At 44.2% G+C, this 15,374-nt stretch carries 13 protein-coding genes; 2 read left to right on the top strand and 11 right to left on the bottom strand.

Going from position 1 to position 15,374, the window contains the following annotated elements:
• Positions 1 to 123 precede the first annotated feature (123 nt).
• From AB6E52_RS10600 to AB6E52_RS10555, 10 genes are all read right to left on the bottom strand, one after another.
• Positions 124 to 1,230 (bottom strand): glycosyltransferase family 4 protein, encoded by a 1,107-nt coding sequence (locus AB6E52_RS10600; protein WP_102320216.1) that lies wholly within the window; start codon positions 1,228 to 1,230, stop codon positions 124 to 126.
• Positions 1,211 to 2,722: a sigma-54 dependent transcriptional regulator gene (locus AB6E52_RS10595; protein WP_102320215.1), complete on the bottom strand. Its 1,512-nt coding sequence runs from the start codon at positions 2,720 to 2,722 to the stop codon at positions 1,211 to 1,213. The genes AB6E52_RS10600 and AB6E52_RS10595 overlap by 20 nt, the downstream gene beginning before the upstream one ends.
• Positions 2,723 to 2,945: 223 nt before the next feature.
• Positions 2,946 to 3,350, bottom strand: a complete 405-nt coding sequence (locus AB6E52_RS10590) for an Hpt domain-containing protein (RefSeq protein ID WP_017059589.1) — start codon at positions 3,348 to 3,350, stop codon at positions 2,946 to 2,948.
• A 365-nt stretch (positions 3,351 to 3,715) separates the two neighbouring features.
• The gene (locus tag AB6E52_RS10585; RefSeq protein ID WP_102320214.1) at positions 3,716 to 4,948 is read right to left on the bottom strand and encodes a glycine betaine/L-proline ABC transporter ATP-binding protein; all 1,233 of its coding nucleotides are present in this window, start codon (positions 4,946 to 4,948) and stop codon (positions 3,716 to 3,718) included.
• Positions 4,941 to 5,840: a proline/glycine betaine ABC transporter permease gene (locus AB6E52_RS10580; RefSeq protein ID WP_019823103.1), complete on the bottom strand. Its 900-nt coding sequence runs from the start codon at positions 5,838 to 5,840 to the stop codon at positions 4,941 to 4,943. Before AB6E52_RS10580 ends, AB6E52_RS10585 begins: the two co-directional genes overlap by 8 nt.
• 147 nt (positions 5,841 to 5,987) lie before the next feature.
• Entirely contained in the window at positions 5,988 to 6,980 is a 993-nt protein-coding gene (locus AB6E52_RS10575; RefSeq protein ID WP_017063893.1) for an ABC transporter substrate-binding protein, read from the bottom strand.
• Positions 6,981 to 7,534: 554 nt separating this feature from the next.
• Positions 7,535 to 8,224: a tyrosine-protein kinase family protein gene (locus AB6E52_RS10570; RefSeq protein WP_065677467.1), complete on the bottom strand. Its 690-nt coding sequence runs from the start codon at positions 8,222 to 8,224 to the stop codon at positions 7,535 to 7,537.
• A complete protein-coding gene (locus AB6E52_RS10565) occupies positions 8,224 to 10,323 on the bottom strand; it encodes an SLBB domain-containing protein (protein WP_102320213.1) in 2,100 nt (699 codons plus the stop codon). The genes AB6E52_RS10570 and AB6E52_RS10565 overlap by 1 nt, the downstream gene beginning before the upstream one ends.
• Entirely contained in the window at positions 10,320 to 11,156 is an 837-nt protein-coding gene (locus tag AB6E52_RS10560) for an OmpA family protein (RefSeq protein WP_102320212.1), read from the bottom strand. The genes AB6E52_RS10565 and AB6E52_RS10560 overlap by 4 nt, the downstream gene beginning before the upstream one ends.
• Before the next feature lie 62 nt (positions 11,157 to 11,218).
• Positions 11,219 to 11,548 (bottom strand): STAS domain-containing protein, encoded by a 330-nt coding sequence (locus AB6E52_RS10555; RefSeq protein WP_050621341.1) that lies wholly within the window; start codon positions 11,546 to 11,548, stop codon positions 11,219 to 11,221.
• A gap of 311 nt (positions 11,549 to 11,859) precedes the next feature.
• Between AB6E52_RS10555 and AB6E52_RS10550 the strand changes: the two genes are divergently transcribed.
• A complete protein-coding gene (locus AB6E52_RS10550; RefSeq protein ID WP_102320211.1) occupies positions 11,860 to 12,702 on the top strand; it encodes a DNA ligase in 843 nt (280 codons plus the stop codon).
• 101 nt (positions 12,703 to 12,803) lie between these two features.
• Here AB6E52_RS10550 and AB6E52_RS10545 read toward each other — a convergent pair whose 3' ends face one another.
• Positions 12,804 to 14,174, bottom strand: a complete 1,371-nt coding sequence (locus AB6E52_RS10545; RefSeq protein WP_017070849.1) for an MATE family efflux transporter — start codon at positions 14,172 to 14,174, stop codon at positions 12,804 to 12,806.
• Positions 14,175 to 14,613: 439 nt separating this feature from the next.
• Here AB6E52_RS10545 and AB6E52_RS10540 point away from each other — a divergent pair, with 439 nt between their 5' ends.
• Positions 14,614 to 15,222, top strand: coding sequence for a riboflavin synthase (locus AB6E52_RS10540; RefSeq protein WP_017063887.1), 609 nt, complete (start codon positions 14,614 to 14,616; stop codon positions 15,220 to 15,222).
• The last annotated feature ends 152 nt before the right edge of the window (positions 15,223 to 15,374 follow it).

Raw genomic sequence — 15,374 nt, 5'->3', positions numbered from 1 at the left:
GTTGGATTATTAAGTGAGGGCGTAGCCTTGAGGTGAGTTTTGTCATTTTGAGAATCAGTATAAAACTGACTAAAGTACTTAAATCATCAAGCCCAAATAACCAGTTATCGACTAAGGCTAGAATTAACGGTCGAGTTGATAGATTTCCAACAACTGCGGGACAACGGCTTGTGGAGAGTATTGGTTTTTCACGGTTTCTATCGCGTGACTCTTGAGAGAGTCACGCTGCTCGTTCGTCAATGACATCCACAAAGATAAAAACTGTTCTAGCTCAGCTTCTGAATTTGCAAGGTAGCCGTTAACTTGATGCTCGATGAGTTGAGGCAAGTTACCAACTGAGGTGGCGAGAACGGGAATGCCACGAATCATGGCTTCTAATGCCGCCATAGGTAAGCCTTCAAAGCGAGAAGGGATGATTAACAGATCGATTTGGCTCCAGACGTCGTCCATATTGGTCTGATGCCCATGAAAGGTCACATTATCAGGCTGCGATTTAACTAAGATGTCCATTTCTGGCCCGTCACCAAAAAGCTCAAACCGAACATCAGGAAACTGTTTGGCTAATGCAACAAATCGATCAGGCGCTTTTTCATGGCTCAATCGCCCCACAAAACCAACATGGAATGGGCTTGATGAAGGGGAGCTTGTTAACCCGGTTGGCATTTTAACAAAGTTATTCAATTGATGGGTTTGACTCGGCACTTTCGCTTTAATCTTTTCACTGACCACGAGCGACTGATCAGAAAGAAAACTGCTGTAACGGTCGAGCCAATCATAAAGCCATACTTTGCCTGTTGGGGTTTCACCTGCGTGATAAGTGGTGATTTGCTTTGTGTTGTTGAAACGAGGCGGAAGCTTGATTAACTTGCTGACCAAACTGGCTTTGTAACCATGAGCATGGATAAGCCTTGGTTGATAATGTTGAACTGCACGTTTCAGCTGTGTCGCGCTATTGCCATTTGAATCTACAGAACATGAGGCTAAATCGGAGAGGTAACTAAAAGGGATGTTCAGCGCATTCAACTTTTCAACGATGATCGCTTCAGGATTAAACTTAGTCAAAAGAACGATACGAACAGCCTCTGAATACTGAGCGCTTTCCGATATCAGGCCTTGTGCTAATTCTAAAACATGCGTTTCTATGCCTCCAAAAGTTTGGCTGTCGATCAACAGCCAAATCTCATGAAGGTTTATGTCGAGTATACCTTGGTTAGGCTTGATTGTACTCATCTTCCGATTCCCAAGCCTGTTTCTTACGATAAACAGTAGAAGGGCTAAGTTCTAACAGCACAGCAGCGTTTAACACATTCCCATCGCAATGATTGATGGCATGTTGAATGGCTTCACGTTCTATTTGCCACATTGGACGAATAGCACCTTCGCTTGTGGTAAATGCAGGCGTCATCGGCTCGTTGTGAGCTTGAGCAACTGACGATTGTTCCAACTCTTCCGGAGTAATCGGTGGCAACTTAGCTTCTGGTGCTTCAACAACTGCAGGTTGAGGCGCAGTTACTCGAATTGGTGTCACTGATTTAGATGATGGAGCGGCATCTACTTTATTAATCGGAGGCGGTAACATGTCTTTAGTCACGCTCGTTTCATTGTTCAACACCACGATGTTACGGATGATGTTTTGCAACTGACGCACATTGCCTGGCCACGCATAACGTTTAAGTAGATTCTGCGTTTCTTTGTCTATTGATTTGAACTTCTTCTTGTCTTGCTTCGCGTACAGTTTCAAGAAGTGATTAGATAGGGTGACAATGTCACTTCCTCGTTCACGAAGCGGTGGCATTTCGATAGGCACAACGTGAACACGATAGTAAAGGTCTTCTCTAAAACGTCCTTCTTCTACTTCAACCAGTGGATCGCGGTTGGTCGCACAGATAATTCTGACATCCACTTTAATCTCGCGGTTGCCACCGAGTGGAGTAAACGTACCAGTTTGCAAAAATCTGAGGAGCTTCTTCTGCATCTCCAGTTCCATTTCACAAAGCTCATCGAGAAATAGGGTACCGCCATGCGCTTGCATTGCTGCACCTTTACGGTCGGTTGTCGCACCGGTAAACGCACCTTTAACGTGACCGAAGATTTCACTCTCCATTAGGTCTCGAGGGATAGCGCCGCAGTTAATGGCCACGAAGGGTTTACCATTACGCTGACTCTCTTGGTGAATCGCTTCCGCACACACTTCTTTACCTGTACCACTTTCGCCGTTAATAAACACGCTGGCAGTGGTTGGTGCTACCGAATCAATGATCTTGTAAACCGCCTGCATGGGTAGGCAAGAGCCAATGAAATTATGAAAACGATCACGATCGAATTTGCTTTGCATGTTATCGACGAGGTTTTCGAGTTTCGCTCTTTTTAGATGCAAGCTAACAGAGGTCTTGAGTCGATCGGCTTGAATGGGTTTCTCTAAGAAGTCTTCTGCACCGCGTTGGATAAGGTCTACCGCGATGTTTACTGAACCATGCGCTGTCGCGATGATGACAGCGGTCGGTATTTCGTTAGCAGTAATCCAATCTAAGACTTCTTCGCCTGGCATGTCAGGAAGCTTAAGGTCGAGAATCACAAGCTGTGGAGAGTGCCTTACAATGAAGGTCTTAGCTTCCGCGCCGGTTTCGACGTGGAAAATATCATAGGGCTCGTCTTTTACGTACTGCTTGTAGAGTACGGCGAGTGAGGTGGAGTCTTCAACTAACAATACCTTAGGGCGCATTGTGTATTCCTTTTGAAACTTTATCCTAACCAATCAATAACATAGTGATATGCAACCATCAATACGAGTCTTGTGTATTTGTTATCTACCACATGCAATCTTTTAAGAAGCGGCCTGTATAACTTCTCGCATTGCTGTTCATGATGGAGCCCATCTTATGGCGACTATATTAATAACGACTGTTTTGAGTTTTTAATCTGATACCGATAATGAACATGCAAAGCTAGCTGAAGCCTGCCTCTTTCCTTTCAAGCAAGGCTTTTATTGAACGCTCTGCGAGCTCTAGTAATTCATCAACTTGTCGAAATGCCGCATCATGACTCTGTTCTAAACATAGCTTTTCTAAAGCTCGAGCTAATTCACCCAAAGGGCGATTACCTAACGAAAGCGCTGTGCTGCCGAGAGTGTGGACCTCGAACTCAAGTGTTTGAGCGTCTTTCTGCGTGACTGCCTCTTTTATAGCGACCAAGCGTGTTTGTGATTCTTCGACATAATGGTCGATCAAGATAGGGATAATGTCCGCACTTGTATCGCGAATCATTTGCTCCAGAACGCTTTCATCGACAAGCTCGCTCACTTGTTGTGAGTTTAGATTTGTAGCTGCGTCTGACGCTAAAGTAGAATTCATCAAACTAAGTCCTTTTATTGAGCTTAATATCTGTTAATACTATTAAGTTCTAGTCATTTTCTAGAATAATTTCAACTGGTTGCCGTACAAATAGCGCATTTATTTGGCATCTCGTTCATCTTGCTACTGGCTTTGTGACAAACCTAACGGACTGATTTAATTTTGTTTTCTCTTATGAAATATAAACTTAGGTGCCTATAAAGCCTAAGATGCGGGTAGATCTCAGGATAAAACGAGGCCAATACAAATAAAAAAAGACCACTGCAGTGAATTAACAGCAGTGGTCTTAGAGCGGGTTATGTAGTTTGTGTTAATCCAAATAGCCATAATTTAAACAGCCGTGCTCTAAATAACGAAAAGTAGAACTACGAAGCTTTAGCAATCTTTGGCTTTGGGTCGGCTTCTACTTCTTCCTCGCTACTTTCTGAGAAGATATCAGCAACAGCGCTTCTCTCTAGTTCACCTTTTAGATTACCGTCTTCATCAACAACCGGAAGAGAGTAGTCACAAGACATTGTGTCTGGTAGCACTTCTTCAATCACCGCATCAGGTAAGATGGCAGGGACTTCTTCGTATATCTCATCACTAAAGTCATGTACCGATGAATCTTCAACAGCGTCTTGTAGGCTCTCTTGTGTGACTAGTCCTTGATAGCCGTCACCCGTTACGTGATAAGCGTAATCGTTTTTAAGCATCTTCATTTGTGCCAGAGCACCTTCAATCGTTTCTGATGTGATTCGATACAGAGGAGGCTGCATAACGGTTTCAACGGTCAATGCACGAGCACGGTTTACGTCTTTCACGAACGCTTCCACGTAATCATCGGCTGGAGTTAGCAGAATCTCATGTGGTGTGCCTTGTTGCACTAACTCGCCGTCTTTCAAAATTGCGATTCGATCGCCTAGACGGAGTGCTTCGTCCAGATCATGAGTGATGAAAACAATCGTCTTATGAAGCTTCTCTTGAAGTTCGATAAGCTGATCTTGCATTTCACTTCGAATCAAAGGGTCGAGTGCCGAAAAGGCTTCATCCATTAACAAGATTTCAGCGTTAGTACACAGAGCGCGAGAAAGGCCAACACGTTGTTGCTGACCACCTGAAAGTTGCGCAGGGTATTGCTTGCCGTAACCTTTCAAGCCCACCGTTTCTAACCATTCATTGGCTTTTGCTAAACGGTCTTCTTTTTTAATGCCTTGTACTTCTAACCCGTAAGCAACGTTTTCTACCACTGTGCGATGAGGCATTAAACCAAAGCGTTGGAATACCATCGACATTTTATGACGACGGAACTCTTCTAACTGTTTAGTGTTGAGGCTCATGACATCAATGCCTTCAACCATGATTTTACCTTGAGTCGGGTCAATCAAACGGTTGAAGTGGCGAATCAGCGTCGATTTACCCGAGCCAGAAAGCCCCATGATAACGAAGATTTCGCCACGGTTAATCTCAAGGTTAATCTCTTTTAAACCAACAGTATGACCCGTATCCGCAAGAATCTGATCTTTGTGTTCGCCGTTTTGAACTCGGTTCATAACAGACATTGGTTTCGGTCCAAACACCTTGTACAGACCACTAATTTCAATCAATGGTTTAGTCATGCTTGAATCCTCCTAAATGCGCATTAGTTCTTCTTGCGTACGCCTGAGAAGCGCGGTCAAAAAGGATTGCGAGGGCAACGATGGCGAAACCATTCATCAAGCCTAATGTGAAGTACTGGTTAGTAATCGATTTGAGAACCGGTTGTCCTAGGCCTTTCACACCAATCATGGATGCGATAACAACCATAGACAGTGCCATCATGATGGTTTGGTTAATACCCGCCATGATCGTTGGCATTGCTAGAGGAAGTTGAACACCCCATAAGCGTTGCTTTTTGCTCGCACCGAAAGCGGTAGCGGCTTCAAGGACTTCTTTATCAACTAAGCGTATGCCTAGGTTAGTTAGACGAATTACAGGTGGGATCGCGTAGATAACCACGGCGATTAGCCCTGGAATCTTACCGATGCCCAGTAGCATTACCACTGGAATCAAATAAACGAACGCAGGCATGGTTTGCATGATATCGAGCATCGGCGTAACAATTGACTGAGCTCGATTTGAACGAGCCATCGCAATACCAATCGGAATGCCCAAGAATATTGAAACCAAGGTACATACAGTGATGATACTGAGCGTCCGCATGGTGTCTTCCCACATTCCAAAGTAACCAATGAGAAGCAGTGAAACAACACAACCTAAAGCCAGTTTCCAAGAACGGCTTGCTGCGTAGACAAGGCTGGTACACACGGCAAGGACAATAATCCAAGGTGTTGAGATAAGAAGTTTTTCAAACCAAACAAGGAATGAAAGAAGAGGGTCAAAGAGAGATTCAATCATTTCGCCGTATTCACGGGAAAATTCACGGTATGCGCCATCTAGCGTCTTTTTTATGGTTCGTAAATCACCGCGTTCCATCTCTGGAAAGCTTGATAACCAATTGCTGTCAGCCATTTTATATCCTTATAGTTCGGAGCCACTTGTCCATGCGATAAGAAAATCGCTAATGAAAAGGGCTCCGAATCATGAATAACATCAAGTATAGCGACGTTATTTCTGTTTTATTGTTGAAGCGTAATTACTTGTTATTAAATCAAGCTCTTACAGCTCTGCTTCAACTTTCTTAGCCACTTCTTCAGAAACCCATGGGTGCCATACCTCTGGGAATTCACTTAAGAAATGCAGACTCGCTTCTTCGCCATCAGCTTGGTTGTCTTCCATCCAAGCAAGTAGCGAGTTCATTTTGTCGTTCGTGAAACCACGTTTAGTAAAGTAGTCGTACGCTTCAGGAGCACGTGACGCAAAACTTTCAGTGGTAATCGTGTGAACAGGTGAAGGCGGGTACATGGTCGCTTTTGGCGATTCACAATCTTCTTTGGTGGTACAGTTAAGGAACTCTTCCTCATTAACGCCACTGCCAAAGTCGACTTTAACCATGTCGTATTTACCTAGAACAGCGGTCGGTGCCCAGTAGTAACCAAACCAAGCTTCTTCACGTTCATAAGCTTTTGCGATAGAGCCAGATAAGCCGGCACTCGAGCCTGGATCAACAATCGTGAAACCGCTGTTTTCTAGCTCAAGAGCATTAAACAAGTTTCCGGCGCTGATCTGACAGTTCCAGCCTGCAGGGCAGCTGTAGAATGCAGATGTATCTGGGTCTTCAGGGTGTTTGAATAAGCTTGCGTTTTTGCGTACGCCTTCGATGGTTGCCATTTCAGGGTACTGTTTTACTAGGTAAGCTGGAACCCAAAAGCCTTCTTCGCCGCCGTTCACAAGTGCTTTACCTGCGTAGCGAAGACGTTTTTCTTCAACACCTTTATCTAATGCGTCTTTTAAGCTGTTGCTCCAAAGTTCAGGTGCAACATCAGGCTGGCCTTTTTCGATCATAGACGTGCCTGTTGGCATAGTGTCGCCAGGGATAAGTTCAGCATCACACCCATAACCATGTTCAAGGATGAATTGGTCGATATTGGCGATCAGTGTTGCAGAGTTCCAGTTCATATCTGCGATTGTTACGCTGCCACATTCTCCAGCGTTAGCATTACCGCTGGCTGCTGCTACTAACAAAAATACGGAGCTTAACTTGTATTTCATATTGAGTTTCCTTTCTCTTTAATAATACAACTAAGGTAACCAAGGTAAATTGATTATCTAAATTGCTCGATGGTGATCCTTTCCGTGTATTTGAACCATTTGAGCAGAAGGAGGGATGGGTGAAGTTTGAATAGATAAACGTGCAAAGTCAGTGAAGTGTGATTTGCCAATTCATCCACTGTGTTTCAACAGCCATCGGATAACTTTGTCAAACTATTACAAATTCGTCAAAAACCACCTCTATTTATAATCTTAGGGAATAATCGTACGAATTCCATCTTTGATTCGATTTACATGGCACTTTAACCGTCTGTGTCACATTACCGCTAAAGTTAGGAGTGGGGCTGTTGATTTTTGGATGAGTTTAAAGGTGGTAAGACCACAACTTGCGTGCGTGAAATGCGTTGAATAGTTTTTAAAATCGTATTTTTAGTCATATTTTCGCCAAAAACACTCAATTTGGTTTTTATTTATTCAGAACTGTTGGAGCTTGAAGTCTAATAAGATAGGTGGCTGTCATGGTTTAATGACAGCCAGAAAGTAGCAAAAGAAAGTTACATCGGAAGGTTCAAAAACTCATTTTGATACAGCTTGTTTGCCAAGCTATCGCGAAACTTAGCGGGGATGAATTTCATTCGATTGATTTGTCTGACCAACTCTTGTGCAAAGCTAGGTTTTTGTTTCATGTTCATCACGCAGCCCATTAGATTGATACTTTGTGCATCAAGCAGCTTTTTCGCTTGTTCTAGGTGGTGACTCGACGTTTCACCATAAGCGACAACCATTAGTGTGCTTTCACAAGCACTCGCCACAGACTGCGCCGGAATGTTTCCTTTGTTTATGTTGAGAAGCGGTGAGGTATCAATGATGACTCTGTCGTATTTCTCTAACCATTTGTTGACCACTTTTTGTAACGTTGTCGGATCTTTATAAGCCAATTGCGTTGAAGCAACTTGTGGAGCAGGGACACCGATAAATGTACGCTGAGATTCAACATGTTCAATCAATTGACCTTGCTGATTATCTTCTAGCATATTCAAATCTTTGAAAGCAGGGTTGAATAAGTTGAGATCAACATAAAGCGTAGAATGACCCGCAAGAAGAAAACGCTCGGCTAATGCGGTTGCAATAGATGTTACGCCGTCACCTGAATGGCAGGCGGTGACGCATATTGATTTTTGGCCGTTAAGTTCAGAAGCTAAATACAGTTGCTCGACTTCGGCATGGGTCGCTGAAATAGTCATTATAAAGCTCCTATTAATACGATGGTCGTGGTGATACGCAGTATGTCATCAAGTCCGACTCGTGCTTTCTCAATAAAACTTTCGCGACGGTCTGGAATGTAAATCGTGTCACCGGCGCGCAGCACCGGCAGGTTGTAAATGTTCGCCGTTTTGCTGAATTCAACAAGGTCAAAAGTACGAGCCTGACCTTGGCAACAAGACATATTGACGATGGTAATTTTCTCTACGTAAGCATTGTCGGTAGGGCCTGCAGCTTCTGCCAGAATATCTAGAATGGTCATGTTGTCGTTGAATACATAACGCCCTGGGTTGTTAATCGCACCAAGCACACGAACGGTTTCTTCTTTCGGTGTATCTAACCAGTTTTTGCCTTTCTCTGGGATGTAAATCGTGTCGCCAGTGGTTACGTTTGGCAGTAACGATTCGTCACCGGTTTCGAAGTACAGTGATAAGTTAAGTTTGCTTACTTGCGAATAGGTTTTGTCACGATGCGTTACTCGAACATTGTGGATGTCGGCATCCTTTGTTGGGCCATCAGCCGCTGACAAGATATCAAGGAAGTGCATGTCTTTGGTGAAGCGGTAACGACCAGGCGCATTCACTTGTCCAAAGATGTAGATCGAAGCATCAGAGCTTTGACGAACCCATTGTGATTTATTGTCTGAAGGATCTTGTGGCAAGTCGTGAACGCGCACGATAGAACCCGCTCGAATTTGTGGCATTTGATCACGTGGCGCACCATTTCGAATAAAATCATCAAGGTTAAACACAACCAACTTTCTACCAGTCACGACTTCAATTTTTGATGTGTCTGCGCGTAGCGTAGGGCCGCCGACGTGTGCCAATAGCCCCATGAAGTTCATTTCATCTGACCATTCAATACGACCAGGTCGATTCACCTCACCAATCACGTTAACCGCTCGGTCTGGCGTAATTTTCAACCAAGACTTCTCGTTCATGTCGGTTTTCTCGGGAACGAAAATCGCGTCACCAGCTTTGATGCTAGGAGGGTTAGAGTTAGGTAAGCCTTCAGTGTAAGCCGCTAAATCGAATTTAAGCACTCTGCCATCTGCTTTGATAACACGGATTTGTCGTGACTCTGCAAATCGAGTTGGGCCGCCCGCATTCGCCAAGATATCCATAAAGGTCGCGTCTCTTTTGCCTTCAAAAGCACCAGGGGCTGCGACTTCGCCCATTACGTAAACCATGTTGGCGCCGGATTTGATCTCTTCTTCTTGCTTGGGAACGAAAATGGTCGCACCCGGGCGTAAAATTGGAAGCAGACTTTCGTCACCAGAATCTAAGTAACGTTTTAGGTTGAATAGCGTTGGGGTGTTGTTCGAAATCACTCGGATTTGCTCAACACTGGCATAACGAGTTACGCCGCCCGAACGCATAAGTACGTCGACAAGGTCGGTGTTCTCTTTGTAAGTGAACGAACCCGGCGCGTTCACCTCACCAAACACTTTGATGGAGTTACGAGAATCAGCACTGTCACCTGAGTTAGCAAGCTTTGCTGCATCGAACTCTTGCTCGATGTTACCGACTAATGGAGAAGCTGGAACGAATAGTGAATCCAGTGATTGAAGAGTAGGTAATGTTGACTCGTCTCCTGAATCAAGGAATCGTTTGTAGTTAAACTCTTTCTTATCCGCGCCTCGCTTAAGAATAAGCTTGTCCAGTTGCGCGCCCGGGCGTAAACCACCCGCAGCGTAAAGTGCCATTTGGATGCTAGAACCTAATGCGAGAGTGTATTCGCCAGGCTGTTCTACATAACCTTGCACATAGATAATGATTTGCTGCTCTTTTACATACACTGAAGCGTTCGAAAGATCTTTATAAGCGGTTGCCAGCGACTCTAGAACGACTTTGTTAAGCTGTTCGCTGTCGTAACCTGCAACAAACACAGCGCCTACTTCAGGAAGGGTAATACGTCCACGCTTATCCACCTGGAAACCAGTGTTTAAGGTGCTTTCACCGGGTACATTAACTTGGATAAGGTCACCGACTTGAACCGCGTCTGAAAACTCGTCGTTAGCATTGACAACATTCGCAAAGCTCAACGACAGGGTGATGATAAAAGCGATTAAGGATTTCATATTCCACCTCCCATTTTCTCGGCATTCTTAGGCGAGATAACTTCGATACTTACTCGGCGGTTAGTTAAACGTGTGCCGTCAGATTCGCCTTCAAAAAGAGGGACGGTTTCGCCAACAGATACGGCTTTGATTCGTTGAGCGCCTAGTCCAAAAATAGTCAGGTAGCGTTCGACTTGTTTCGCTCGTCCAAGTGCTAACTTGTCGTTGTATTCTTCGGCACCCGTTGCATCAGCATGGCCGGTAACAACAAGGTCTAGGGATTTGTGTTCTTTAAGTAAAGTGGTCGCCTCGGCCAGTCTTCCCATATACTTAGGATTTACTTCAGTCGAGTTTTCCGCAAATTGGTTGTCAACATTAAGTAGGTCATACAACTGTTCAATAACCGACAGTTGCATTCTAAATTGATTTTCATTTTGTGGTGGCTCACAGCGGGCTTGTGAAGTTACGTAATCCAGTTGGACCTCAAGTTCATTTAGGCGTTTTCTTTGGATTACTAAGTCGTTGGCTGCATCCAGTAGTAGACCACCTTGAAGTTCGCGAGCAATACGATTTTGCTTTTCGATTGCTTGAACAACAGCAGCGGGGAAACACCAACGAGCACCTTCTTGAATCAAAGCATCAAGGTGCAATTTAGCGAGCTGCCAATCAAAGCGTAATCCATGTTCCGGACCAAGAGGCTCGTCTGGCATGACAGGAGAGAAGTCTGAGTTTTGATAGTTAATAGAATCGTAACTTTCAGCCAAACCCCCTGTGCCTTGTTCAGGATAGCTAGTACAGCCACCCAGAACGAGAGCGGACAGAGAAAGGGCTATGTAGTTTTTCAGTATTTTCATGCCAACGTCCTATGTTTCTAATTTTTCTTATTATTTTTTGTTACTTCTAGCTTAGTGGGTCTTCATGAATTTGCAGGATTTTTTGAATTTACTGGGATAGCGTGGCCAATACGCAGCAAGTTCATAATTTCAAGAGGTTGACCCGTCACATTTTCAAGTCGCATGTTGCGCTCGCGTTCAGTCAGACGTTTGAACATATAAACAATCGCGCCAACACCAGATGAATCTAAAAACTCAACCTGACTAAAATCAACTTCGATTTCAGGGTGACCATCGTTAGAAATCACATCATCGATGTCGGTTTGTGCATCACGACTGCCTGCTGCATCCAGATCACCGAAAATAGAAAGTGTCAGTGTCGTTGTGTTTAAATCAATCTTACGTAGTTCCATAGCGATATCTCCTTTTCAGTATGTATGGACAATTGCACTGAATGTGCCAACTTTTATGTTGTTATTTTTCAATGGCTTATATTTATCGTGAATTCCCATCTCAAATTGAGAAAAGGCATTTCTCAATTTGAGAACTAAAAACGGCGGATCATATGAGAGCCATAAGTCATTAATTTAATGAATAGATGCAAGGGTTAGATAAGGTTGATGAGTGGATCGCATCTTCTAGCAAAGATTGTCTAACTGCGTGTTAGAGCACTTACGATTAAAAGCATTTGTTGACCACTACAGTTATTAATACGGAGAAGATGATGAGATTAACCAAACTGGCTTTAGCCACTCTATGGGTGTGTTCGCTTTCATCTCATTCATCCTATTTACCTCCGGACTGTTTGGTGCTTGCAAACTCCTACCAGCAAGGCATTGATGTTTCTGAATACTGGAAGAGTGAAAAGCTTGATGGGATTCGGGCTCTTTGGGACGGACAACATCTTTATACACGCAATGGTAATCGCATTTACTCACCGAAGTGGTTTACTGAAAACTTGCCTAAGGTCCATCTCGAAGGAGAGTTGTGGGCAGGAAGGGGCAAGTTCCACCTTGTTCAATCTACCGTTCTCGACCATACGCCGAGTGACACAGCATGGCGCCAAATCGATTTCATGCTGTTTGATATGCCCGGCGCTGCGGGAGATTATCAAAAGCGCTATTACAACATTTTGCATTGGGTAAGCGTGATTGGAGAATCTCATGTCAGCTACATAGAACATGTACCAATTCACAGTGAAGAGGCTTTGTTTCATCAACTTGATAATGTCGATGAGCGTAATGGCGAAGGTTTGATGCTTAGAAAAATCACCAGTCGTTATCAAGCAGGCCGAAGTAATGACCTGTTAAAGCTTAAAAGGCATCACGATGCCGAAGCCACGGTTATTGGCTATAGGGGTGGGACAGGGAAGTACAAAGGGATGATGGGGTCAATTCTGGTTCACACAGAAGAGGGTGTGGAATTTTATATAGGTAGTGGGTTCACTGACCAAATGAGACTTGTACCGCCAGAGATCGGCAGCCGTATTACCTTTCGCTACAATGGTTTTACTCAAAACGGAAAACCCAAGTTTGCCCGCTTTGTACGAGAGAAGAGTGAATATTAAGGCAGATACGATCTACCTAACCATTAAACGAAAAAGAGCCCTGAAAATCAGAGCCCTTTTTTGTGTTCGAAATCAGATAGACCGACTAAGCGAGTGCGAATCTAACGAGAACTAAATTCTAACTGTACGTCATCATCCTGCTTGTGCATCCAGTGTAAGCGCATACCTAGCATAATCGCTGCTGATGTTAGACCGACAATGAAACCAATCCAGAAGCCGTGCGCTCCCATAGGTTCAACAATCCAATCTTTCATTCCTAAGATGTAGCCGATAGGAAGGCCAAGCAACCAGTAAGCAACGAAGGTAATGTTGAAGATTGAACGCATGTCTTTGTAGCCACGCAGAGCACCTGCAGCGATAACTTGGATGGCATCAGTACATTGATAAACCGCCGCGAACAACAGCAACTGCATTGCAACGGTAATTACCGCAGTGTTCTCTGTGTAAAGTAATGCAACCTGTTCTCTGAACAGGACAGTTAACGCCGCTGTCATTAAGGCTGTCACTAAACCAACAATGATACCTACGTGTGTCGCGATCTTAGCGCCTTCGGTGTTGTTTTCGCCCAACTTATGCCCAACACGAATACTCACGGCTGCACCGATACTCATTGGAATCATGAAGACCAGCGAAGAGAAGTTGATCGCGACTTGGTGCGCGGCAACAATCAACGAGCCAAGTGGGGCAACCAACAAGGAAACAACCGCAAACAAGGTTACCTCGAAGAAGATAGCGGCTGCGACAGGGAAACCAAGTCTAAACAGGCGAATTTGAGCTTTAAGTTGCGGCTTATGGAACGTACCGAAGATGTTGATTTTCGATAACCGTTTTGAAGTTAAAACGTAAGCGAATAGCAGTGCAAACATCACCCAGTATACGATAGCCGTTGCAACGCCACAGCCAACACCACCCAATGCAGGAGCACCAAGTTTTCCGTATACGAACATCCAGTTAAGCGGGATGTTTAATAACAAGCCAATAAAACCAATCACCATTGCAGGCTTGGTTAAAGACATACCATCGGTAAAACTTCGCAATGTTTGGAACAACAAGAAAGCGGGTACAGCAAACATCACCGCATTCATATAGCCGATGGTCTTTTCCGCCATGAGTTGTTCAATGTCCATCCACTCCAATATCAATTGTGTTTGAAAAAGCACACCAATGATTGGAAGGGAGATGACGAGCGCTAAAAATGCGCCTTGTTGAATTTCGAATGGAATTTTTACTTGTCGACCAGAACCATTCAGTTGTGCAACGACAGGAACCAACGCCATCAATAGACCAACACCAAATAGGATTGATGGTAGCCAGATACTTGCTGCAATCGAAACCGCCGCCATATCGATAGCACTTACGCCACCGGCCATTACGGTATCAACAAAACCCATTCCAGTTTGTGCAACGGATGCGATCAATACTGGGGTCGCAAGTTTGATTAGATTCGAGGATTCTTCTTTGTAACGATGCACAAACAACTCCAAATAAGAGGGAAAATTAGAATAATAGTGTAGGAAAGGACATTCTGAAGGAATCAGAGACAATGATCTTAAGCTTCCACTGGACGAATCATAAAGAAATGTCACAATAACTGCTATGAAAAACTGTTATTAGGGCGTGTTGAGCTTTCGAGCTGATTTTTGCAGCGAGTTGCTGGGCCTTTATACAAGGCAGAGGCTTTGATGTGTAGCTAGCCTACATGAGAAGCCGATAACGTAGTAAAAATGACCAGCAAACGCTGCCCGAAGGGTTCAGCTAAAAGCGTTTTACTCTTTGTTGAGGGGGATTTGCTTAGGATGCTAGGCTACTTCCCCCTCGCCGCGATTAAAACGCTTTTGACTAGGCGTCCCCATCCGAACAAAATTTAACCACGAAAGGTCAGCACGCCCTAGAATGCTAAATAGGAATCTTATGTTTACAGGTATCGTTCAAGGCATGGCAACACTGGTTGCTATCAACAAAAAAGAGTCGTTTCAAACTCATACCATTGAGCTAAGCGATGAAATGGTTGAAGGATTAGCCATTGGTGCTTCAGTAGCTCATAACGGTTGTTGCTTAACGGTAACGGAAATTTCAGGTAACCAGATTGCTTTTGATTTAATGCAAGCGACATTGCGATTGACGAACTTAGGCCAACTGAATGTTGGTGACAAAGTGAATGTTGAGCGTGCAGCAAAGTTTGGTGACGAAATTGGCGGGCATAGCATGTCTGGCCACATTACTCTGATGGCTAACCTAGTCGATGTGATTAAAACAGAAAACAACCGTACACTTTGGTTCGAACTACCAGAAGAATCGATGAAGTACGTATTGAGTAAGGGTTACATTGGTGTTGATGGTTGTTCATTGACGATTGGTGAAGTGGAAGAGAACCGTTTCTCTGTTCACCTGATCCCAGAAACTCTGAATCGTACTCTGTTTGGCGGCCGTGAAGTAGGCGACCAAGTGAACATTGAGTTCGATCCACAAACGCAGGCAATTGTTGATACTGTCGAGCGTGTATTAGCGAACCAGAAATAGTAGTAGCGGTTTATCAACAGCATTTGCCTAAAAAACGCTGACTAAGTAAGAGTCGCAGACATTAAAAAAGAGCACATTGAGTGCTCTTTTTCTATTTGTGTGTTTCTGCGTTTTTCTAGGCTAGCCTCAAAATCGAGGTGTAGAGCCAACTC

It is taken from the genome of Vibrio sp. 10N.247.311.13 (assembly GCF_041467595.1).
In the GTDB taxonomy this organism is placed as follows: domain Bacteria; phylum Pseudomonadota; class Gammaproteobacteria; order Enterobacterales; family Vibrionaceae; genus Vibrio; species Vibrio crassostreae_C.
The sequence above is the reverse complement of the archived record's forward strand: the minus strand, read 5'-3'. Positions and strand labels throughout refer to the sequence as shown.